The organism is Glaciecola sp. KUL10 (assembly GCF_003203515.1).
Lineage (GTDB): Bacteria > Pseudomonadota > Gammaproteobacteria > Enterobacterales > Alteromonadaceae > Glaciecola.
Genome location: NZ_BGNG01000016.1, coordinates 1 through 22,320 on the forward strand (window position 1 = coordinate 1; position 22,320 = coordinate 22,320).

General features: G+C 43.0%; 17 protein-coding genes, 1 CRISPR repeat array and 1 riboswitch. Of the genes, 9 read left to right on the forward strand and 8 right to left on the reverse strand.

Annotation, left to right across the window (positions count from 1 at the left end; genetic code table 11):
• Positions 1 to 16 precede the first annotated feature (16 nt).
• Positions 17 to 4,069: a CRISPR direct-repeat array (repeat unit 28 nt; unit sequence GTTCACCGCCGCATAGGCGGCTTAGAAA).
• Positions 4,070 to 4,360: 291 nt separating this feature from the next.
• A complete protein-coding gene (locus KUL10_RS17620; RefSeq protein ID WP_110430275.1) occupies positions 4,361 to 5,503 on the reverse strand; it encodes a glycosyltransferase in 1,143 nt (380 codons plus the stop codon).
• 242 nt (positions 5,504 to 5,745) lie between these two features.
• On the opposite strand from KUL10_RS17620, the gene KUL10_RS17625 reads away from it, so the two are divergent.
• The 3 genes from KUL10_RS17625 (at position 5,746) to KUL10_RS17635 (ending at position 8,341) form a co-directional block, all read left to right on the forward strand.
• Positions 5,746 to 6,315 (forward strand): alpha-ketoglutarate-dependent dioxygenase AlkB, encoded by a 570-nt coding sequence (locus tag KUL10_RS17625; RefSeq protein ID WP_110430276.1) that lies wholly within the window; start codon positions 5,746 to 5,748, stop codon positions 6,313 to 6,315.
• Positions 6,316 to 6,364: 49 nt separating this feature from the next.
• On the forward strand, positions 6,365 to 6,679 hold the full coding sequence (locus tag KUL10_RS17630; protein WP_110430277.1) for a BolA family transcriptional regulator: 315 nt from the start codon (positions 6,365 to 6,367) through the stop codon (positions 6,677 to 6,679).
• A 96-nt stretch (positions 6,680 to 6,775) separates the two neighbouring features.
• A complete protein-coding gene (locus KUL10_RS17635; RefSeq protein WP_110430278.1) occupies positions 6,776 to 8,341 on the forward strand; it encodes a SulP family inorganic anion transporter in 1,566 nt (521 codons plus the stop codon).
• 84 nt (positions 8,342 to 8,425) lie between these two features.
• Here KUL10_RS17635 and KUL10_RS17640 read toward each other — a convergent pair whose 3' ends face one another.
• From KUL10_RS17640 to ccoG, 5 genes are all read right to left on the reverse strand, one after another.
• Positions 8,426 to 9,340: a class I SAM-dependent methyltransferase gene (locus tag KUL10_RS17640; protein WP_110430279.1), complete on the reverse strand. Its 915-nt coding sequence runs from the start codon at positions 9,338 to 9,340 to the stop codon at positions 8,426 to 8,428.
• 188 nt (positions 9,341 to 9,528) lie between these two features.
• Complete coding sequence (locus tag KUL10_RS17645) at positions 9,529 to 10,152, reverse strand: thiol:disulfide interchange protein DsbA/DsbL (protein WP_110430280.1); 624 nt, start codon at positions 10,150 to 10,152, stop codon at positions 9,529 to 9,531.
• Between the two features lie 288 nt (positions 10,153 to 10,440).
• On the reverse strand, positions 10,441 to 12,387 hold the full coding sequence (locus tag KUL10_RS17650) for a TonB-dependent siderophore receptor (protein ID WP_158525419.1): 1,947 nt from the start codon (positions 12,385 to 12,387) through the stop codon (positions 10,441 to 10,443).
• A 61-nt stretch (positions 12,388 to 12,448) separates the two neighbouring features.
• Positions 12,449 to 12,681, reverse strand: a riboswitch (cobalamin riboswitch).
• Between the two features lie 40 nt (positions 12,682 to 12,721).
• Positions 12,722 to 13,690, reverse strand: coding sequence for a serine/threonine protein kinase (locus KUL10_RS17655; protein WP_110430282.1), 969 nt, complete (start codon positions 13,688 to 13,690; stop codon positions 12,722 to 12,724).
• Positions 13,683 to 15,116, reverse strand: a complete 1,434-nt coding sequence (gene ccoG, locus KUL10_RS17660; protein WP_110430307.1) for a cytochrome c oxidase accessory protein CcoG — start codon at positions 15,114 to 15,116, stop codon at positions 13,683 to 13,685. The genes KUL10_RS17655 and ccoG overlap by 8 nt, the downstream gene beginning before the upstream one ends.
• 269 nt (positions 15,117 to 15,385) lie before the next feature.
• On the opposite strand from ccoG, the gene KUL10_RS17665 reads away from it, so the two are divergent.
• The 4 genes from KUL10_RS17665 (at position 15,386) to KUL10_RS17680 (ending at position 17,429) form a co-directional block, all read left to right on the forward strand.
• On the forward strand, positions 15,386 to 15,742 hold the full coding sequence (locus KUL10_RS17665; RefSeq protein ID WP_110430283.1) for a hypothetical protein: 357 nt from the start codon (positions 15,386 to 15,388) through the stop codon (positions 15,740 to 15,742).
• Positions 15,743 to 15,830: 88 nt separating this feature from the next.
• Positions 15,831 to 16,394 (forward strand): DUF3016 domain-containing protein, encoded by a 564-nt coding sequence (locus tag KUL10_RS17670; RefSeq protein WP_110430284.1) that lies wholly within the window; start codon positions 15,831 to 15,833, stop codon positions 16,392 to 16,394.
• Between the two features lie 37 nt (positions 16,395 to 16,431).
• Positions 16,432 to 16,944 (forward strand): Cys-tRNA(Pro) deacylase, encoded by a 513-nt coding sequence (gene ybaK / locus KUL10_RS17675; RefSeq protein WP_233499878.1) that lies wholly within the window; start codon positions 16,432 to 16,434, stop codon positions 16,942 to 16,944.
• A 2-nt stretch (positions 16,945 to 16,946) separates the two neighbouring features.
• A complete protein-coding gene (locus tag KUL10_RS17680; protein ID WP_110430285.1) occupies positions 16,947 to 17,429 on the forward strand; it encodes an N-acetyltransferase in 483 nt (160 codons plus the stop codon).
• A gap of 59 nt (positions 17,430 to 17,488) precedes the next feature.
• Here KUL10_RS17680 and KUL10_RS17685 read toward each other — a convergent pair whose 3' ends face one another.
• Positions 17,489 to 18,430: an aldose epimerase family protein gene (locus tag KUL10_RS17685; RefSeq protein ID WP_110430286.1), complete on the reverse strand. Its 942-nt coding sequence runs from the start codon at positions 18,428 to 18,430 to the stop codon at positions 17,489 to 17,491.
• A gap of 326 nt (positions 18,431 to 18,756) precedes the next feature.
• On the opposite strand from KUL10_RS17685, the gene KUL10_RS17690 reads away from it, so the two are divergent.
• Entirely contained in the window at positions 18,757 to 20,331 is a 1,575-nt protein-coding gene (locus KUL10_RS17690) for a Re/Si-specific NAD(P)(+) transhydrogenase subunit alpha (RefSeq protein ID WP_110430287.1), read from the forward strand.
• A 13-nt stretch (positions 20,332 to 20,344) separates the two neighbouring features.
• Complete coding sequence (locus KUL10_RS17695) at positions 20,345 to 21,778, forward strand: NAD(P)(+) transhydrogenase (Re/Si-specific) subunit beta (RefSeq protein WP_110430288.1); 1,434 nt, start codon at positions 20,345 to 20,347, stop codon at positions 21,776 to 21,778.
• A gap of 60 nt (positions 21,779 to 21,838) precedes the next feature.
• Here the strand turns inward: KUL10_RS17695 and KUL10_RS17700 are convergent, their stop codons facing one another.
• Entirely contained in the window at positions 21,839 to 22,297 is a 459-nt protein-coding gene (locus KUL10_RS17700) for an Lrp/AsnC family transcriptional regulator (protein ID WP_110430289.1), read from the reverse strand.
• Between the last annotated feature and the right edge of the window lie 23 nt (positions 22,298 to 22,320).

Genomic DNA, 22,320 nt, shown 5'->3' on the forward strand with positions numbered 1-22,320 from the left:
CTCAAATCATGCACTTGTTCACCGCCGCATAGGCGGCTTAGAAAAGACGGCTCAGTGACTATTGATAATGGTAACGGTTCACCGCCGCATAGGCGGCTTAGAAATGAATAACACCATGCGCTCTACGATTATCAAGGTTCACCGCCGCATAGGCGGCTTAGAAAAATTCGCGCTTGCAGTATGGTGATAGTCACACGTTCACCGCCGCATAGGCGGCTTAGAAAACCTGTTGTTACTACAGGCTCAGTGTACGAAAGTTCACCGCCGCATAGGCGGCTTAGAAATGAATCGGCTTGCCGTTAACTAGTACTCTGATGTTCACCGCCGCATAGGCGGCTTAGAAATTGCAAGGATTGAAAAGAGTCTTGATGAATTAGTTCACCGCCGCATAGGCGGCTTAGAAATAAAACGCTTTGCTCTGATTCTAGTGAGTGAGGTTCACCGCCGCATAGGCGGCTTAGAAAAGTGTAGCGCTCATCGTTTTTATTCCGATGTTGTTCACCGCCGCATAGGCGGCTTAGAAATATCAGGAATAAAAGAGACAATAAAAAGCACCGTTCACCGCCGCATAGGCGGCTTAGAAAACCTTTAGAAAGTCAGGCGCTACGAGGGGTTAGTTCACCGCCGCATAGGCGGCTTAGAAATGTGAACACTTCCCCTAGGTCGTGTTCTAGAGGTTCACCGCCGCATAGGCGGCTTAGAAATAATCTCTCTGCTATAATTACCTGCACCTCGTGTTCACCGCCGCATAGGCGGCTTAGAAAACGTCACCGGTTACTTTCATCGAACACGAACCGTTCACCGCCGCATAGGCGGCTTAGAAAGATTAAGGGTATTGACTACTTCGATGGTCAAAGTTCACCGCCGCATAGGCGGCTTAGAAATTTACGCCACCTAATGAGCGTGTGGCTTTTTGGTTCACCGCCGCATAGGCGGCTTAGAAACGCCATGCCATTAGGGAAATTACGCGCATGAGGTTCACCGCCGCATAGGCGGCTTAGAAAATTACCACCACTAGCTAGTTTTAGCGGTCATAGTTCACCGCCGCATAGGCGGCTTAGAAAAAATAGAGGTGTAAAAAATGGGGTCGCGTTCGGTTCACCGCCGCATAGGCGGCTTAGAAACTTGCGCGATTGCGGTAGTAACGAGATTTACTGTTCACCGCCGCATAGGCGGCTTAGAAAATCAGGGCGCAATACACCACTAGTGACAGCGCGTTCACCGCCGCATAGGCGGCTTAGAAATTTGCGGTCTTTAATGTCGTCATAAGCCACCTGTTCACCGCCGCATAGGCGGCTTAGAAAAACTCAAAGAATTGATTGACGCACAACAAACTGTTCACCGCCGCATAGGCGGCTTAGAAATAAGAAGTGTTACCCACCAAGAAAACAATATGGTTCACCGCCGCATAGGCGGCTTAGAAAAAAATAGAGAGGAACGCACAAAATAAAAACTAGTTCACCGCCGCATAGGCGGCTTAGAAAGCTGAAATCCCTAACTCTTCAGCCGCGCTTTTGTTCACCGCCGCATAGGCGGCTTAGAAACGATGAAGATGAAACGGAAGTCATTTTAGAGTGTTCACCGCCGCATAGGCGGCTTAGAAAAATACAAGCGCAGTGAGATAGGTAGAGCCATGGTTCACCGCCGCATAGGCGGCTTAGAAATTCATAGTTTCAAGCAGGGTTGTAGTTATCAAGTTCACCGCCGCATAGGCGGCTTAGAAAAAACAAAAAACATGCAAAGTCTGCAAGTCTAAGTTCACCGCCGCATAGGCGGCTTAGAAAGAGTTTTCATGCCACTGCTCCCAATTCATTATGTTCACCGCCGCATAGGCGGCTTAGAAATGATATTGATATGGAGCACATACGCGAACACTGTTCACCGCCGCATAGGCGGCTTAGAAATTTTTAGATTTGTACATATCAAATAAATACATGTTCACCGCCGCATAGGCGGCTTAGAAAGGTAATGCGCTTGCTAATAATGCACTGGTAGAGTTCACCGCCGCATAGGCGGCTTAGAAACAATCAATCCATTAACGCTTATCACGTATATATGTTCACCGCCGCATAGGCGGCTTAGAAATAGCTTAGGTGCTAAATATTCGTCAATAATTCGTTCACCGCCGCATAGGCGGCTTAGAAAACATTGGCATACACTGATATTCGTAAACAAAAGTTCACCGCCGCATAGGCGGCTTAGAAACCGCCACAGATGCCTATGGAACTATGTCCGAGTGGTTCACCGCCGCATAGGCGGCTTAGAAATGCACCATTAGCCCTTAATGTTACATCTTCTGGTTCACCGCCGCATAGGCGGCTTAGAAATCTTGGTGGGGCGGCTGATTGCATACAGGTCAGTTCACCGCCGCATAGGCGGCTTAGAAAAACAAAGAAGATTCGACCCAGTAAAGGGTGCGGTTCACCGCCGCATAGGCGGCTTAGAAACTTTAGAGCGGAAAATACACCAGTGTAAAATCGTTCACCGCCGCATAGGCGGCTTAGAAAGTTTGATGAACTGCTAACACCTATCATTTCAAGTTCACCGCCGCATAGGCGGCTTAGAAACAATTACGCCTATCAATACAATAGCTAGCCAAGTTCACCGCCGCATAGGCGGCTTAGAAATGTGGTGAAATCTGAACCACTGCCCCCGCAAAGTTCACCGCCGCATAGGCGGCTTAGAAACAGTAACGCAGCTGCTTGCGCTTCATTTATGATGTTCACCGCCGCATAGGCGGCTTAGAAAGCTAGAGACAATGGTATAAAAACCATTTTCAAGTTCACCGCCGCATAGGCGGCTTAGAAAGTGGTGGTATCAATTCGGCATGCTAGGCATTTGTTCACCGCCGCATAGGCGGCTTAGAAAAATATAGGCGCTATCGGACTCGGGTTCGTTAGGTTCACCGCCGCATAGGCGGCTTAGAAAAAAAGTATTACATTTGCGTACTTGATGCGTTTGTTCACCGCCGCATAGGCGGCTTAGAAAAGTCTAATATCATGCAATAACGGCATCTTTGCGTTCACCGCCGCATAGGCGGCTTAGAAAGCTACCGTTAGCTGTGCTTGTTATTTTCATATGTTCACCGCCGCATAGGCGGCTTAGAAATAATCACTCTCACATGAGCGGTTAATGCGAGGGTTCACCGCCGCATAGGCGGCTTAGAAAAAAGATATGCGCAATAATGGAAGTATGAAATCGTTCACCGCCGCATAGGCGGCTTAGAAAGTCACTGCCTAGCGCATCATCTGGCGCGCCGTGTTCACCGCCGCATAGGCGGCTTAGAAAATAATTGAATGTTTGCGGTTATCCATGACCATGTTCACCGCCGCATAGGCGGCTTAGAAACTATTAGCACAGGCGGCAGTGGTAGCACTACAAGTTCACCGCCGCATAGGCGGCTTAGAAAGATATATTCAGACAATACAATGTCATTTGATGGTTCACCGCCGCATAGGCGGCTTAGAAAAATCAATCGATTCATCAAACGAATCACCAAATGTTCACCGCCGCATAGGCGGCTTAGAAAAGGCAAAACGCCTTTAAAAAATTTCGCCCTTTGTTCACCGCCGCATAGGCGGCTTAGAAAAAGTCAAGAGCCACATGTTCATCGTTTAATTTGTTCACCGCCGCATAGGCGGCTTAGAAAATTAACAACACTTAGCGCACAAGTAGACGAAAGTTCACCGCCGCATAGGCGGCTTAGAAATTTCAAAGTCGCAAAAACAGGAGAGTGGGTAGGTTCACCGCCGCATAGGCGGCTTAGAAAACGAAAGCGAGACCATGCGTAATCACTCGGATGTTCACCGCCGCATAGGCGGCTTAGAAATTTATGGATAACAAGACAGATGTAGCAGAATTGTTCACCGCCGCATAGGCGGCTTAGAAAGCCACAGAATTTAAAGCTGGCTTGGTTTAAAAGTTCACCGCCGCATAGGCGGCTTAGAAACTTGTGGGTAAGTGCAAGCAACAACCGTCGGCGTTCACCGCCGCATAGGCGGCTCAGAAATCCTACGCCTAATGAATTTGATCATTTTTATGGTTCACCGAAGTGCAAACGGTTTTGAACGACTTTTACATTGTTTGTCTTGCTTTTGCAGCAGTCTGGCTGCAACCACATTTGCCAATGCGTTTAGCGATTCTTTAATAGCACAATTAAAGTGGGTTCAATGAGCGCAAGACTATCAAAGATGTAGGCAAGTAAGCAGTGAACTATAATGTTAGATTTTGAAACGAACACATGATGAACAAGTGTTAGAATTAAGGAGTAGGTAAACTGCCAGTAGTTAGTTACACTTTTGCAATATAAATGTATTTTGATATTTTGTGCCGCTAATTAAGCCTTAAACGCAAAGGTGATTTAGTGTGTTGTGCCACCCAGTAAATCTAAATAAGCTTGCGAGATCTGCTCAGAATTGATTTCATTAAGAATGTCTTTGTCTGCTTGCGTCAATTTATAGGGTAATGCCTCATTAATTTTGTTGCCCAGTTCTTCAGGGTTTCCAAGTTCGCATAAAAAATGGCGTAATCCATTTCGCATTATTTCACGTGGTCCAAAGTCGCAATCTGTCGAGACTATTTTTGTGTCGCATATAAGGCTTTCAATAAGCACCATTGAAAGTCCTTCAAAGTCACTGCTAAGCACAGTCACTTCGGCTCTATTCATCCATTGGTACGGGTTTTGACTAAAGCCCGGCAAAATCACGCGGTCTTCAACTTTAAACTGCTTCGCTAGTTTAGATAGTTTTTTAACGTTTTCACTCAAGCAGACCAGTTTATAACGCTCATCAACATGTTTGAGTGCCCTGAATAAAACATCATGGCGTTTAGCCCTAGCAGCTCGACCAACATGCAAAATGAATTTAACTTTATCCTGTTTATATAAATCTTTTCCTGTACCGTTTTGTTGAGCTAAATTTTGAATTGATTTGATATCAAACGGATTATAAATTCGTTTTACCGAGGAAGGTTTAAATAGCGTCGACTGTTCGAGCTCTTGTTTGACCCCATTAGATACCGCGATGAGATTTTTTCCACTTAGCCTTTTTAAAATACGTCGTTGATAAAAATACTTTAAAGGACCCATTCTCGCTTCGCGCTTTAATTCTCTTTGATATGAATTATGCATGACATAAAAAGCATTTTTGAGTGGTAAGTTGCTTGCTAGACGGTAGCTTTCATATAGGTGAATCAGGCTTAAATCAAAATCACCATGTCGTTTTTCTTCTGCTCTTATTGCATTGAATAGTTGTTGGCTGAGTCGAGGCTCATTAAACCAGCCTCTTACTGAGCCCGAGTTACCAGACAGCGGAAATATTACTTTAAAATCATCGTTAAGCGGGTAGCTGACGAGTTCTTTCAATACGAATATACACACGCGGCATCCTTTACGGCTCATTGATGCTGCGAGTTCGAGTACTACTTTTTCGGCACCCCCTCCGCTTAGTGAGTCAATGATCATTCCTACATGTTTTGGTTTTTTAGCGCTTGGGTTTTTTGGCATTTGAGTTCGATAAAAAGTATGGATGCTTGAATTAAAATGATAGGAGGGTAGGCGGATAAAATAAACTAGCGCCGCGGCTCAATATAGACTAGAAACATAGTGAACTCAAATACTGTTGATGCGACTATCAACACTGATAGTCGTGATATTATTGTGAATCTACAAAAACTTAGAACTAACAGGATAAATACACTCTGAAAGACCAATCGACGCTGTTTGATATTGAGCAACACACTATCAACTTGACTAATGCTGACATCAAGTACTTCCCTAATTGGTTAGAAAAACCGCTTGCTGATAAATTGCTAGCCCATTTGTTACAACATATTGAATGGCAAGAAGCCACAATTAAGATATTTGGCAGAGAACAAAAAATCCCACGCTTGCAAGCATGGTATGGCGACGAAGATGCCAGTTACACTTATTCAGGCTTGAATATGACGCCCTTGCCTTGGGAAAAAAACTTAAAAGTACTTAAGAGTAAATGTGAGGCTCAGTGCAATACACGTTTTAATTCTGTGCTCGTGAATTTATATCGGGATGGCAATGACAGTATGGGGTTTCATGCAGACGACGAGCTAGAGTTAGGAGAGCAACCCATTATTGCTTCAGTCAGTTTGGGTGAGCAACGAAACTTTGATTTAATCAATAAATCTACCAAACAAAAGCAGCGTATTGTGTTGGAACATGGCTCTTTACTAATTATGCAGGGTGAGACTCAAAAGCATTGGCAACATGGCATCAATAAAAGTAAACGGCCTCACGATCCGCGAATCAATTTAACTTTTCGTTTTGTGCATCAGATGCAGTAAACTTAGAAACTAATTAGTCAATAGTACAACCTAAGGTGTGAAGTATTTCATGCAAATTGAAAAAATTATCAGAGAAAAAGTCGAGCGCACATTCCCAAACGCTGAATATGAATTGCTGAACGAGTCGCATATGCACAACGTACCAGCGGACTCCGAAACACACTTTAAGCTGACCTTGATTACCGATGAATTTGCCGGTAAACGTCTTATTCAAAGACACCGAGCATTAAACGAGTTGCTAGCTGATGAATTAGCTGGTGGCGTTCACGCATTGGCTTTGCATACTTACACGCCAGAAGAATTCAAAAAGAAAAATGGTATGAGTCCTGATTCACCTAATTGCCTTGGTGGCGGGAAACGATAAAGCTTCGACAAAATGCTAAATTTAACATTCTGTTAAAAGCAATTTAGATCATTTTCTGTTAGACTCCGCGCGTTTTTTAATCAATAAAGTTGTTCTATGTTTAATTTGATAAATGGTACACAAGGTAATGTCAAAAACGACGTGCTTTCAGGTATCACTGTTGCCCTAGCACTTGTGCCAGAAGCGGTCGCTTTTGCATTTGTTGCGGGTGTTGAGCCGATGGTAGGGCTTTATGCTGCCTTTATGATGGGATTAATTACGTCTGCTATTGGTGGTCGCCCGGGTATGATCTCTGGTGCAACGGGCGCGATGGCTGTGGTCATGGTGGCATTGGTTGCCTTGCATGGCGTTCAATACTTATTTGCTGCCGTCATATTGGCCGGTATTTTTCAGATTTTAGCCGGTGTTTTTCGACTTGGTAAGTTCATACGGCTAGTGCCTTACCCCGTCATGCTAGGGTTTGTGAATGGCTTAGCAATCGTCATCTTTTTAGCGCAATTAGGTCAGTTCAAAATTACCAACCCAATGGGTGATTTAGAATGGATGAGCGGTACGATGCTATATATGATGCTTGGTTTAGTGGCATTGACGATGGCGATTATTTATTTACTACCGAAGTTAACAAAGGCTGTTCCAGCCTCACTGGTTGCCATTATTACGGTAACCGCTTTGGTTCACGGCATGGATTTAGAAGCGCGCACCGTTATCGACTTTGTACGTGATATGGTACCCGAAGCTCAAAAAGAAGGAGTTACGCTAGCTGGCGAGTTGCCGACCTTTGCTATTCCAATGGTTCCATTTAATTTAGAAACCCTTTATATCATTTTGCCAACTGCCATTATTCTGTCTTTAGTGGGTTTGATTGAATCTTTGCTCACGCTAACGCTCATCGATGAAATGACAGACACACGTGGTCGCGGTAATAAAGAATGTATCGGTCAAGGGGTTGCTAACTCAGTCAATGGTTTCTTTGGTGGTATGGGTGGTTGTGCGATGATCGGACAGTCGATGATCAATATCAATTCAGGTGGCCGTGGTAGACTGTCGGGTATCACTGCTGCTCTAGTATTACTCGGTTTCATCTTGTTTGCAGCACCGCTGATTGAAATGATTCCGCTTGCGGCATTGGTTGGCGTAATGTTTGTAGTCGTTATCGGTACCTTTGAATGGGCTTCATTTAGAATCATTCGAGGCGTTAATCGCGAAGATGCATTTGTGTTGTTCTTAGTAACCGGTATCACGGTTATTGCTGATTTGGCTATCGCTGTTATTGTGGGTGTGATCGTGTCGGCTTTAGTGTTTGCATGGAAGCACGCCACTCATATCATCGCGAAAACACATACAGATGAAGACGGATGGAAAGTCTATGACTTAGAGGGGCCGCTCTTTTTTGGCTCAGTGTCTTATTTCAAAGATATTTTCGACCCGCAAAACGACCCTCAAGATGTCGTCATTGATTTTAAAGAATCGCGTGTATGGGATTCTTCTGGAGTGGATGCGTTAGATGGATTGGCAGATAAGTACGAGAAGCTCGGTAAAAAGCTTCATATTCGTCATATTTCACCAGAGTGTCGTACTTTGCTGAAGAAAGCTGGTGACTATGTTGAGATCAATGTGAACGAAGATCCGCGTTACCGTATTGCGAGTGACCAGTTGGGTTAGTGATACAACTAAGTTCATTTAAACGAAAAAGGGGGCAATTTTGCCCCCTTTTTATTGCTCATTGAGCCTTTTCTGATCGTTTAATCAACTCTTCTTAAACAAAAGCGTCATGCGATCTGACTCACCAATCGCTTCCATTGCAGCTCGTTTCGCTTCATCATCTCTAGCGCCATTTAGGCTAGGCGGTAAGCGCCATACAATATCATTTTCAGTAGGCTGGTCTTTGGGATTAGCGTTAATTTCACTGCTGGCGACCAATGTAAAGCCCGCGTCTTCAAACGTTTTGATTAAGCTAGATTGCTTTAAGTAGCCTCGGCTTCCGTCAGACCATTCATCGCTATTTGCTTCTGGGGCGCGGTGTTGAACGACCCCGACCATGCCATCTTCTTTTAGCAGGGTATGAGCGGCTTTAAGCGCATTAGTCATAGTATTGGCTTGTGCTTCAAAGCGATTTAGATTGTGTAAGGCTCTGATAAATACTACGCGATCTAAGCTTCCTACTAGTTCATCGGGAACAGTGTCAAATGTAAACCCACTGCTTTTGATACCATTATCGGTATATTTGGCGACTGTTTGAGGGAATGCTTTTGTAGAAGCAATACGTTCTTCTATGCGTTCTGGTGAGAAAAAGCCAAAACGTGCCCACATGTCGTCAACGTAGTTAATGCCGTGAAGCTCACCATCGCTTCCAATGTAATTTGCTAAAATATTTGAGTACCAACCGCCGCCTGGCAACGCTTCAGCAACAGACATACCGGGTTTGATTTGAAAGAACGCGATTGTTTGAGCTGGGTTTCGATATTGGTCGCGTGCTCGTGTAGCTTCGTCACGCGCGTCAACAACGTTATTTAGTGTCGCTAATTGTGATGCTTGTAAACCAAGCCCAGCTTCGTCACTTGTTCGTTTACACGCGCTCAATGCTGATATAGCCGCCACTAAGGCCAAGCCTGTCATAATTTTGCTTAGCTTAGAATTTTTATTGCCTTTGCGAATATCCATGTCGTTTTCCTTGTTAGGTAGAAGTAATTATTAGTTTTTTAGTCGTGTTATAGATAAAGACAGTGATTTCAATCAAACACTTTCGGACAAATTAACAAAATTTTAATAGCTAAAAGTGCGTTACAAAATAATGGCACAAAAAAAGGACTTAGCAGTCCTTTTTTCGAAACAAGTATATCTTTTGGGGACTATGACTGAGTTGATAGCCAAGTAATTAGTTCAACAATATCATCAGCAGTCATATCGCGCGTGAATTTTGCTTGGTATTTACCATTTACGATAAAATTAGGTACGCCCGTTACAAACTCTCGATAAGTCGCAATGTCCTTGTTGTTCTTTTTAACCATGCTGTTAATGCCGAAGCTTTTTGCAAGCTTGTCAAAACGCTCTGCTTCAACACCGTTAACTATAAACAAGCTGCGTAGATCATCAATACCAGTGATGGTGGCGCGTTGCTGGTGGATGTAATTAAAGATTGCTTGGTTTAACTTGTCTTCTTGTTTTAACAAACGAGCAATCACCATTGCGCGTGTCGCGTCATCTTGAATATCAGGACCGGTAAAACGCATAAAGTTAACATGCACTTTAGTAAACTTAACGTCTTCGGCAAGACCCGCCTTAATTTGTGCAACAAGTGGCTCGAAGCTATAACAAGCTGGGCACCAAAATGAGAAAAATTCTTTTACTTCTGGTTTTGCAGTTGCAGTGTCGCTAATGATTTCGTAGTGAGTACCTTCGCTCCATTTCATTTGAGCACAAGCTTGGAGAGGGAACAATATCGCTACAAATAATACTAAAAAGAGTCTTTTCATCTTTTGGGATTTCCTTTGGTCGCATGCACGACTTACTAAGTGTTGTCGTTGTTATATGCTGTGTTGTTAAGTGCGATAGCATAGCACAATTTATTATTGAGTCTCAAAGCCAGCGTATCAACCGGCTCATAATTTCTTTTACGTAAGAACCGCTATTTAGCACAATTTGTTGAACAAGCTTTGTCACTAAACCTTATTCAATCCTCATTCTATAAAATGATGAAACAAAAAAGCAGGCGCATCTACGCTATAAAGCGTTTATGACCTGCCGTTGCGCTTTCAGTTCAATTAAAATAAGCGATAGCTAACATTTAAACTGACTTGTCGACCTTGCCCAACAAAGCCAATAATGTTTTCGTATTCCTCATCAAGTAAGTTACTGACTCTTAGCGAAACATCTAGGTTTTCATCAAATGAATGGGTGTAATTAGCGTTGACTAACCAATATGCACCAATGTTGATAATCTGACTAGATTGAGGAAAAGGAGGGAAGAAAATATCAAGCTGTGAGCCAGTATAATCTGCTTGCACGAATAAGGCATTGTCGGCATCAAAACGATACCTCAGCGTTGCTGAACCTGTGTGATTGGCGCGTCTAAGTTCTTTCGAAAACGCATCTTTAGCATCTAAATAAGTATAGTGAGCCTGCCAGTTCAATTTTTTATAGCTGCCCGACGCACTTACTTCAACACCTTCTCGAGTGCTTTCTAACTCGCTGTTTTGAGCAGTTGAAAGCCCTAATTCAGGAACAAATACAAAACTATTGATTTCGTTTTCTAAGTCAGTATTAAAGTAGCTTAGCGAGACAGTGTTTTGCGCAGTGGTATAAACCAACCCTAGTTCTTGGTTGACAGCAGATTCTGGTTCCAGTTCGGGATTCCCAATAAAAAACGCTGGAAAGAAACTAAAGCGTTCAGTAAATGTGGGGTTAGAGACTGCTTTTCCTAGTGAAGCAAACGCTCTTAGTTGACTAGTCACATCGTAATTTAAGCCTGCGCGGTATGACACCGCGCTATCAAATTCATCGCTGTTGTCATAACGAATACTGGCGGTGGCGTTAAATGACTCATTAAAGAAATAGCGCCCATCACTGGTCAGTGCGAATGTTGCATTATCTGATTCAAGAATGTCAGCGCCAGAAACCGGTAGTTCAACAGTTTCGTCAATGTAATCAAGTCCAACGTTAACAAAATGGTCTTGTTCAAACCTTAAAGTCGAGATCCAATTGAGTCGTATTTTTTCACCTTTACTTGAGCTTGTCATAAACTCTCCAGAGAAATTCTCTGTGTCTTGCTGACTGTATTGAAGGCTTGCTTTGTGAGAAAGGTTTGAACCTAAAGAAGAATAACTCCACATGGCTTTTGCGCTAACTTGCGTACCTTCTGAAACATTGTCCGCGTCAGTCGATAAACCCGTATTGACAAAGTCAGTCGCGTCAAAATCACTTTCGTATTGGGCTAGGCGAGTGTTGAAGGTGAGCGTGTGTTCTTTGTTTAAGATGCGTTGGTAGTTTGCACTTAGCTGCGTGTTTTTGTAGCCATCATCTTCATTATTATCAAGTCCGTTGCCTTCACGAGAGATATTAAAGCCATCGGTTTGATAGTGACTTAGGTTTATTGCTAATTTAGCGTCATTACTGTTAGAGCTGACGCTAAGGCCAATGCGTTGAGTATTTTGAGTGGCAATTTCACCTGAAGCATCTACCTGTAGGCCGTTGCTATTATTTTGACCTTTGGTAATGATGTTGATCACACCTGATACTGCACTTGCACCCCAAAGCGCGCTTTGCGGTCCGCGTAATAACTCAATTCGCTCGACGTCACTTGCTTGGATATGCGCAAGGTCGGCAATTCTGCCTTGTGAGATGTCATTGACTTCAACACCGTTGACCAGTACCAAAATATGATTGGTTTCGCTGCCTCTAAAGCGAACTTCGGTCAGCGTGCCATTTGGACCCGAGCGTGAAATATTCATGCCAGCAAAGCTTTTAAGCAAGTCAGTCACAAATACGGCGCCCGATGCTTTGATATAAGTTTGATCCAAGACAGATACCGAACTGGGTAAATCATCGATATTGGTTTCAATTTTCGAACCCAATACTGTGATTTTTTCAATCGTATTTGAATCAGACGAGGGAAGCGTCGTTTGCGCGAATACCGCAGAAGCAAGTAGGGCTGTTGACGCAAGTGAAGAGCTCAGCAATGCCTTGCTGATAGTAGAAAGTTTAGTGTTCATTGTAGTGTTATTCCCAATAATGCTCCGCCCGAGCATTTGTGGCTAAGATAAGTCAGCAAATTTGCTAACCGTTTATCAAGGCCGGTATCCGGGCTCACATTATTTAGAAACGCGCCTTCCCATTTTTGAAACAAAACAGTGGCGGACCTAACAAAGATTTTTTATGGCCTTTGTTATAGCATTTCTATTTGGCCCAAAAGACCAAATGTTTACCGTTGCGGGGGCAGCGCAGGCTTTTCACCTGCTTCCCGTTTAACACGAAGTCAATCGAGCACCTTGAACGGCGCGTAGTATACGTAAAAAAATGAACAAAAACTAAAAAGAAATGAATAAGTTATAGTTTTAAACTTGGTTCATTTAAGGCGGCAAATTGCTCTTTGAGTGCAAGGATTTGGTTTTCCCAATATTTGTCATCAGCAAACCAAGGAAAAGCATGTGGAAACGCGGGATCTTCCCACCTTAGGGTTAGCCATGACATGTAGTGAACCATGCGCATCGCACGCAAAGGTTCGATCAGCGCAAGTTCATTGCTGTCAAAGCTTTGAAACTCTTCATATGCTTCTACAAGGGTATCTAGTTGAATAAACTGTTGTTGTTTATCGCCTGATAACATCATCCATAAATCTTGTACTGCAGGCCCCATTCGACAGTCATCTAAATCAACAAAACTGGGGCCGTCACGCCACAAAATGTTGCCGGGGTGTAAGTCGCCATGCAGACGGATACTTTGATAATTTGTATGAAAAGCCGATTTTGTGCGTTCGATGATCAAATCTAAGATGGTCATAAACGCTGTCATCAGATGTGACGGGATTAAGTTTCCGTTAACTAATATCTCTCTTGGCTTGTCTAAATATGCGGCTAAATTGATAGAAGGCCGATGTTCAAAGCTTTGGCTTTGCGCAACACGATGAATACGCCCAATAAAACGCCCCATCCACTCAAGCTGGTCAAGGTTGTCGACTTCAAATTGGCGACCGCCGACTGAAGGAAACAAGGTAAAACGATAGCCATCGTATTCGTGTAATGATTTGCCGTTAATGATTGACGGCGCGGCGATCGGAATTTCTTGCGCCAGTAGCTCTTGCGCGAAATCGTGTTCTTCTTGAATCTGCTCATTGCTCCAACGAGCAGGCCGATAAAATTTGACCACGTAACGCTTTTTATCTTCGGTGGCAAACTGATAGACGCGGTTTTCGTAGCTGTTTAAAGCAAGAAGCCCCGTGGCGACTTGCACATCGAGGCTTTCGATAGCATCCAGAATTAAATCTGGATGCAAATTACTGAAGGAAAAATCAGACATCTGTATATAAGAACTTACTCTCTTCTTCGACTGCGATGATGTTACCTGTTTCGTCAGTGGTTTGTACACGGAAATAAAACTCGGTGACGCGTTCGGTAATATTTTCAGGCATGGTTGCTACGCTAACGGGAAGTGTAAACACACCACCACCTTTGACCTCAACGGTTGTTTCACCGTCGTAACGAGCGCCATTAAGGCCAACCACCGAAATAGTGAAGTTGCGTGTTTTTTGTGATTTATTAAGCACTTTTAAGGTGTATACGTTTACTATTTCGCCATCGAAGTTTTCTCTAAACAACGAATTTCTGTCTTTGATGATGTCTACTTCAAGCGGTGAGCGAAGCATAATATCCGTAATTAACAAGCCAGTCATAATACACAAAACAACAAAATAGCCGATGAGCTTAGGGCGGAAAATCTTGGTGGTCCCACCTTTTAATTCATGTTCTGATGTAAAGCTGATCAAGCCCTTTTCGTAGCCCATTTTATCCATCACGCCATTACACGCATCTACACAAGCGCCGCAGTTGATGCACTCGTATTGCAGCCCGTTTCGAATATCGATACCCGTTGGGCAAACTTGAACACAAAGGTTACAGTCTATGCAGTCACCGAGTCCCTTTGCAGCAACCTGCCCACTTGTCATTTTACGTGAACGAGGACCTCGCTTTTCGCCTCTGCCGCTATCATAAGCAACGGTAAAGGTGTCTTTGTCGAACATCGCAGATTGAAAACGCGCATAGGGACACATATGGGTACACATAATTTCGCGCATGTAAGCTGCATTACCGTATGTACAAAATGTGAAAAATAGCACTGAAAAACCAGCCCAAAAGCTCACTTCAAGGGTAAAGAAGTCAACGAATAATTTGTCTATTTCTGTAAAGTATCCAACAAACGTCAATGAGGTGAGCAATGCCACCGCGACCCATGCAAAGTGTTTTAAGCTTTTGCGCCAAAATTTATCAAAGTCCATTTTGCGTTGATCAAGCTTGATGCGTTTATTGCGACTGCCTTCTATTTTTTCTTCAAACCAAATATAAATAAATGTCCAAGTGGTTTGAGGGCACATAAATCCACACCACACCCGTCCTGCAAAGGTGGTGACAAAAAATAGTGCAAATGCGGCGACAATAAAGATGTAGGCAACAATCGTTAAGTCTTGTGGCCATAGTGTCATGCCAAATATATTAAAACGTTGTTCGTATAAATCGAAAAGAATAGCTTGCGAACCCTGGTATTCAATCCAAGGTGCGATAGCGAATAGCCCCATAAAGATAAGCCCGAATAGACGACGTGTATTTTCTAATACACCTTCGACTGCGCGCACATAAATACGCCTACTTGAAGCAACGTGAGAGTCGGTGCCCGCGGGTTTGTGAATTTTAACCGGCGTCACATCCTTTATCTCAATTTTTTGGTTCATCTTTGGCTCCATAAAGTTGCCTTTGAATTTAAGCGATTGCCTGCCTACGATAATTTCTCTCGATTATACAGGTAATAAAGCTATGTTGAGTTAATTCAGATCAAATTAATCCAACTAAAGTGAATGCAGGGTGAAGTATTTTGCTGTAAATGATGAATTTAATTTCGTTTTGTCGGTCATAACTATACGTAGGTGCTGCAGAGTTGGTTGCCGTTTTATGTTGAAATGGCGTATTGTATACTCAGATGTGGTAAAAGGTTGGTCTTTGGATGATAAGGTGGATAGGTGGTTTAATTGCGTGTTTAGTGTTTATAATGGTGCTGACCAATACGCAAACTCAACATGCAATTAAAAGTACGCAACAAACGTTGAGTAATTGGATCTCTACAGCAGCAAAAGTCCCTGATATTAGTAAGTTAAATATACTAAGAGAAGAGTTTTTACATAACAACTTGTCTCTTCAACCACACCAAACTGATTATATCAGTGAAATCACGAGCTCCGTTGAAGAGTTGCGAAAGTATTATTTTTTGTATTGTGTAAAGGGCGATAAGAACCCATTTATTTACGGCGCCAACAAAGCCAAATTATGTGAACAAATAAAGCAATCTAGTCTTATTGAGTAAAAAGTCTGTGATGAGTTTAAGTAGGAGCGGCTTTACTTGTTTTTGTTTTGAAAATCGTTGTTAACCTGTGTTAGTTACGGAGAAAGTCATGAAAAATTCTAGTCTAAAATTAGCTTCTTTCTGTTTGTTTTATATGGGCGTTTCGACATCGGTATTGGCCAGTGAGTCAGTGGTTACAGAAGAAAATAAAACGCCTGAAACTATTGAAGTCGTGTGGCAAGATGCCGAAAAGTTTCGAGATGTAAGGCCAGTTAATGAGGGACGTAAACGCTTCCGTGAGAGAGTACTGCAACAGCTTGAAGCGCATATTGTCTCGAAAGGAGACGATTTACCTTCTGGACAATCACTTAAGATAACCGTCAGTGATGTTGATTTAGCTGGACAGGTTTGGCCGATGTCTTTTGTCGGTATGGGGCAATCGGGGGGGGATGTTCGTTTAATAAAAGACATCGATATCCCGCGGATGGATTTGTCTTATGAATTGATGGATCAAAGCGGCCAAGTATTAAAGTCTGACACGGTTAAATTGAAAGATATGGCATTTTTGCAAAGCAGTCATATGCGATATCGAAACGACCATCTAAGGCACGAAAAGAAGATGTTGGACGATTGGTTTAAACGAACCTTCGTGAATAAACAAAGTAATTCTTAAATATTTGGGCGTTTATCGAAGCCGATAGGCGCCCAACTTGAAGCCAAGCACTTTTGAGTTAACATTGACCCCTGCAATCAAATTATTAGAAAAGCTGAAAATAGATTTTCAGGTGTTGAGCTATGAACATGATCCAAGTGAAACAGCCTATGCAAAAGAAGCCGCATGTAAATTGGGGATCGCGGAACAACGTGTATTTAAAACCTTAGTTCTTGAAACCTTCAAAAAACAAGTTAGCGATTATTGTGTTGTCGTTATTCCTACCACCCATTTAGCTGATTTAAAGCTCGTCGCGAATCTCATGGGAGCTAAAAAAGCTGATTTAGCGCCGGCAAATAAAGTACAAAACATGACGGGTTATATACTCGGTGGCGTTAGTCCTTTTGCTCAAAAGCGAAAATTAAAAACGTTGATTGATGAGTCTGCGTTAGCACATGATACTGTATTTGTAAGTGCTGGTAGGAGAGGCATAGAAATTGAGCTTGAACCCAGCATCATGAAAGATATACTCGACGCATCGTTTCACAATATCTGTGTAGGTCAATTATAAAAATGCATATCAATGTCGAGCGCGTCAATTATCAAAATGAAACCCAATGTGAACAGCTGATAGACTTGTTAGAAAGCTATGCACTTGACCCGATGGGAGGTGACACCCCTCTAGCTGATGTGGTTAAAAAAAATCTTTGTCAGGCTCTACAAGTACGCGCCTATATGAAATCTTTTATCTGTTACGTCGACGACAAGCCAGCTGGATTCGCAAATTGCATCGAGAGCTTCTCAACCTTTAATTGCAAACCCGTCTTAAATATTCATGATTTTGCAGTGAAACCTGAATTTAGGGGCCTCCAATTGAGTCAACATCTCATGATGGCGATAGAAGCTCACGCCAAAGAAATAGGATGCTGCAAACTCACACTAGAAGTGCTAGAAGGGAACAAAGTGGCTCAAAATGCATATTTAAAATCGGGCTTTGTGGGATATGAGCTTAATCCTGAAATGGGTAAAGCAATGTTTTGGGAAAAGAAGCTCTAAACAGATTTTCGCTTCAAGTCCCCCAAACGACTGCCATTCATTAGACGCGTGGTGCGTAACTACTGCTGCAAACCAAAACGATAAACAACATATCGCTCAAATACTTCTCCTGCCTTCAATATGTCAACGGGCAGTTGAGGCTGGTTGATGGCATCAGGAAACCCTTGCGCTTCCAGACATAAAGCTGATTGTTTGACTGGTAGAAAGTTACCTGTATACAGCTGCACGCCGGGATAGTTAGTTTCTACTTCTAAAGTGATTCCCGTATTTTTTGCAATGACTTGCGCTGCTTTATTTTGCGAAATCTGATAGCAATGGTCATAACCGTTTTCGTCAAGCAAGCCAGCAAGGTCTGACAACTTATTTAAATCAAATTTGGTTCCATGCACAGAGTTAAAGTGCCCCAGTGGAATACTGTCTTCGTCAACTGGTAAAAAACTATCTGCATTTACTTGAATGAACATGTCTTTTACATGACGCTCGCCCAATGAAAAGTAAGCGTGATTGCAGATATTAATTGGTGTGTCTTTATTGCTCGTCGCTGTATACGTAAAACGGAGTTCATTGGCGTCGTTTAGCTCGTAGACAACGCAGAGTTTCAATTCACCCGGAAACCCTTGATCACCATCGGGTGAAACTATTTCAAACGCTATCTTTTGGCCCGACTCGCTGACACCTTGAGTTTTCCAATAAAGTTTATCGTAACCCTTCACTCCTCCATGTAAGGTGTTTTTTCCTTCATTAGCAGGTAATTCAAAGGTCTGCCCATTCAATTCAAAACGCGCATTTGAGATACGATTACACACTCGACCAACTGTTGTTCCCATATAAGATTGGTCATTGAATATATCTTCATCACTTTGATAATTGACTGTCGTTTCAGTTAGGTTTCCAGTTTTGTCTGGCGCCTTGATAGACAAAATACGCGCGCCGTAGTCTGCCAAGGTGACTTGCATTTTATTTTGATTGTGTAGCGTAAAACGTTGAATGGCTTGAGGCATGATGTTTCCTTTTGGTTCACTGAATATCCTTAACTGCAAAGGTCAAAAAAGCAAGTTTTAAAATTTATAAAATAGGCATGATTTTTCTTTCAGCCTTTGTAGTTCAGCATAAAGTTATTAGACAACGGACATTATTGTAAAAATAAAGATAAGTTTTTTTATGGTTTTTCACATTGGAATAACTAAGACTCAGGGATTATTGATGTTTTGTGAACTAACTTGATATTGTGAGTACAGCTGAATTCATTCAGATCTATAGTGAGTGCTTTAACTTGCTAATCCGATAATGCGTGCAATGGACGCGTTTTACAAAAGAGGAAAGTCACGTGAAAATCGGTGCACCAAAAGAGATATTTAAAGGAGAGGCTCGTGTTGCCATTACTCCTGAAAGTGCTTTGGCTTTGAAAAAACTGGGATATGAACTTGCTATTGAGACTAAGGCAGGTGAATTAGCTGGTTTTTCTGATAAGGCTTATGAAGAGGCTGGCGTAGAAATTATTAAGACTGCTGCCGCTTTGTATAAAGAAGTTGATATTGTTGCGAAGGTTCGCCCACCAACCGAAACTGAAGCAAAGCGACTGAGAAAGGACCAAACACTTATTTCTTTCTTTTACCCGTCGGCAAATCAAGCGTTGATGGAATTAGCACAGTCAAAAGGTGCTAATGTGATTGCTATGGATATGGTGCCACGTATTTCACGTGCGCAAAAAATGGACGCGTTGAGTTCAATGGCAAACATAGCCGGCTATCGTGCGGTAATTGAAGCGGGCAACAATTTTGGTCGTTTTTTTACAGGTCAAGTGACGGCCGCTGGTAAGGTTCCACCCGCAAAAGTACTTGTCGTTGGAGCCGGAGTAGCGGGTCTTGCTGCAATAGGCACATCAACAAGTCTTGGGGCAATTACTTATGCATTTGACGTCCGCCCTGAAGTCGCGGAACAAATAGAGTCAATGGGCGCTGAATTCGTATTTTTGGAATTTGAAGACAGTGAACTTCCTGATGGTGCCGAAACAGGTGGCTACGCACCTCCCTCAAGCCCAGAGTTTCAGGCAAAGCAACTTGAAAAATTTAGAGAAATCGCTGCAGATATGGACATTGTGATAACCACCGCGCTGATTCCCAATCGAGCAGCGCCGTTGCTTTGGACAAAGGACATGGTCGAGTTAATGAAACCAGGTTCTGTAGTGGTTGATTTAGCAGCAGAAAAGGGCGGGAATTGTGAGTTAACAGAAATGGACAAACGAGTTGTTTCTGACAATGGTGTTGTGATCATTGGTTACACTGATTTCCCGTCACGAATGGCTACCCAAGCATCTACACTATACGGTAACAATATCCGTCATATGATGGCCGATTTAACACCTGAAAAAAACGGTCAGGTTAATCACAATATGGAGGATGATGTAATTCGAGGCGCAACGATTACACATCAGGGGGAAATCACATTTCCACCACCTCCCCCGAAGGTTGCGGCCATTGCAGTACAAAAGAAAGAGAAGCCTAAAACACTGACTCCCGAAGAGGAGAAAGCAAAAGAAGTAGCAGAGTTTAAAGCGCAAACAAAGAATCAGGTTACTCTGTTGGGTATAGGTGCTGCATTGGTATTAGCGGTTGGTTTGGTGGCACCTGCCAGTTTTATGCAGCATTTTATTGTGTTTGTATTGTCCGTTTTTATAGGTTTCCAAGTTATTTGGGGGGTGGCGCATAGCCTACATACACCATTAATGGCCATTACAAATGCTATATCTTCAATTATTATCCTCGGTGCACTCATGCAAATAGGATCTGGGTCATATTTGGTTATCATTTTATCTGCGTTGGCAGTATTTATGACAGGCATCAATATTTTTGGTGGCTTCCTCGTGACAAGGCGCATGCTAGCCATGTTCCAAAAATCTTAAGGAGACGAGGACAATGGACTTCGGATTTACAACAGCGGCTTATGTCGTTTCAGCAGTATTAATTATCTTGGCGCTTGGTGGATTGTCTAATCAAGAAAGTGCTAAACGCGCCGTATGGTATGGTATCGTCGGGATGGCTTTAGCTGTCTTGGCAACTTTAATCGGCCCAGGAAAAGGCTTGGCTATCTTATCTCTGGTGTTAATCGCAGCTGGTGGTTTAGTTGGCTATCAACTCGCGACAAAGGTGCAAATGACACAAATGCCGGAGCTTGTCGCTGCGATGCACTCTCTGGTGGGGTTGGCAGCCGTGTTTGTAGGGTTTAATGCCGATCTTGAGTTAACGAGAGTATTGTCTATGACTTATATAGAACAGTCTTCGTTAGATGGATTTGCGTACTTATTATCCAAAAAGTCCGCAGTGGAAATCTCTATCTTACGGGTAGAACTCGTCCTAGGTATTTGGATTGGTGCGGTTACGTTCACAGGCTCAGTGATCGCCTACGGAAAGCTTGCTGGTAAGGTGGATAGTGCAGCGACTAAATTGCCTGGAGGCCATTTATTGAACGCAGGAGCCGCAGGTCTTTCTTTGGTATCGGCGATTATATATTTCAATGGCGGTGGGGTCTTAGCATTGGTCCTATTGACCGTATTGGCTTTATTTATCGGGTATCACCTGATCATGGGAATTGGTGGCGCCGATATGCCGGTTGTCGTATCAATGTTAAACAGCTATTCAGGTTGGGCAGCTGCTGCGATAGGCTTTTCACTCGGTAACGACTTACTCATAGTGGTAGGTGCATTAGTTGGCTCCTCTGGGGCAATATTGTCTTACATCATGTGCAAAGCAATGAATCGCTCGTTTGTGTCGGTTATCTTGGGCGGTTTCGGTGGCCCTGCGGGTGAACAAATGGCAGTCGAGGGTGAGCAAATTGCTATTGATGCAGACTCAGTAGCAACGGCTTTGAACGAAGCTGATAATATTGTCATCATTCCAGGTTACGGAATGGCCGTCGCGCAAGCCCAGCAAGGCGTAGCTGAACTAACGCGCAAGCTTAGAAGCAAAGGAAAAAACGTTCGTTTTGCTATTCACCCAGTGGCTGGGCGTTTGCCGGGGCATATGAACGTTTTATTAGCTGAAGCAAAGGTCCCTTATGACATCGTGCTAGAAATGGATGAAATAAACGATGATTTCCCAGAAACTGACGTTGCGATTGTCATTGGATCCAATGACATTGTTAACCCAGCGGCTCAAGATGACCCAAACAGTCCGATTGCGGGCATGCCGGTATTAGAATGTTGGAAAGCCAAACAAGTCTTTGTTTCTAAACGAGGCCAGGGAACCGGTTATTCCGGTATCGAAAACCCTTTATTCTTTAAAGATAATACGCGCATGTTCTACGGGGATGCAAAGGCATCGATCGATAAGCTTATTCCAATGATAGACTGATTTTTGGTTTGAGTTAACTATCAAGACCTTAGCTGTATTGTTAATAGCTAAGGTCTTTTTTTATGGCCGGCTAGGCAATATTGCTGTTTTTTTAACGGTGCCATAAGCAAAACTAGTATCGATAGACGCAATGCATTTTGTCGGATGCAGTACTTTGCGCACAAACTCTTCGTAATCGTGCAAATCAGCTACCACAATTTTTAATAAGTAATCGGATACCCCGGTCATGACATAACACTCCATTACCTGTTCTGCGTCTTGCATGCATGATTCAAATCTATTAACCACCTCATCACTGTGCTTTTCTAGTTGTACTCTGGCAAAAACCGTAATAGGGAGTCCGTATGCTTGCGCATCAATTTCAACAGTGTAACCAGTGATTATTTTATTCTTTTCGAGATTCTTTAACCTGCGTAAACACGGGGAGGGCGAGAGGTTAACTTTGTTTGCCAATTCATTATTAGTGATACGGCCGTCTTTCTGCAATTCACGTAAAATCTCTCTATCTTTTTTGTCCATAAAAATGCCAATTAGTACCTATA

Excerpts from the sequence above, each read along its gene's own strand:
- KUL10_RS17695 (WP_110430288.1), top strand. The coding sequence starts at position 20,345 with ATGGACTTCGGATTTACAACAGCGGCTTATGTCGTTTCAGCAGTATTA.
- KUL10_RS17640 (WP_110430279.1), bottom strand. The coding sequence starts at position 9,340 with ATGGATATTCGCAAAGGCAATAAAAATTCTAAGCTAAGCAAAATTATG.
- KUL10_RS17700 (WP_110430289.1), bottom strand. The coding sequence starts at position 22,297 with ATGGACAAAAAAGATAGAGAGATTTTACGTGAATTGCAGAAAGACGGC.
- KUL10_RS17620 (WP_110430275.1), bottom strand. The coding sequence starts at position 5,503 with ATGCCAAAAAACCCAAGCGCTAAAAAACCAAAACATGTAGGAATGATC.
- KUL10_RS17670 (WP_110430284.1), top strand. The coding sequence starts at position 15,831 with ATGAAAAATTCTAGTCTAAAATTAGCTTCTTTCTGTTTGTTTTATATG.
- KUL10_RS17665 (WP_110430283.1), top strand. The coding sequence starts at position 15,386 with ATGATAAGGTGGATAGGTGGTTTAATTGCGTGTTTAGTGTTTATAATG.
- ccoG (WP_110430307.1), bottom strand. The coding sequence starts at position 15,116 with ATGAACCAAAAAATTGAGATAAAGGATGTGACGCCGGTTAAAATTCAC.
- KUL10_RS17650 (WP_158525419.1), bottom strand. The coding sequence starts at position 12,387 with ATGAACACTAAACTTTCTACTATCAGCAAGGCATTGCTGAGCTCTTCA.
- KUL10_RS17635 (WP_110430278.1), top strand. The coding sequence starts at position 6,776 with ATGTTTAATTTGATAAATGGTACACAAGGTAATGTCAAAAACGACGTG.
- KUL10_RS17630 (WP_110430277.1), top strand. The coding sequence starts at position 6,365 with ATGCAAATTGAAAAAATTATCAGAGAAAAAGTCGAGCGCACATTCCCA.
- KUL10_RS17655 (WP_110430282.1), bottom strand. The coding sequence starts at position 13,690 with ATGTCTGATTTTTCCTTCAGTAATTTGCATCCAGATTTAATTCTGGAT.
- KUL10_RS17680 (WP_110430285.1), top strand. The coding sequence starts at position 16,947 with ATGCATATCAATGTCGAGCGCGTCAATTATCAAAATGAAACCCAATGT.
- KUL10_RS17685 (WP_110430286.1), bottom strand. The coding sequence starts at position 18,430 with ATGCCTCAAGCCATTCAACGTTTTACGCTACACAATCAAAATAAAATG.
- KUL10_RS17645 (WP_110430280.1), bottom strand. The coding sequence starts at position 10,152 with ATGAAAAGACTCTTTTTAGTATTATTTGTAGCGATATTGTTCCCTCTC.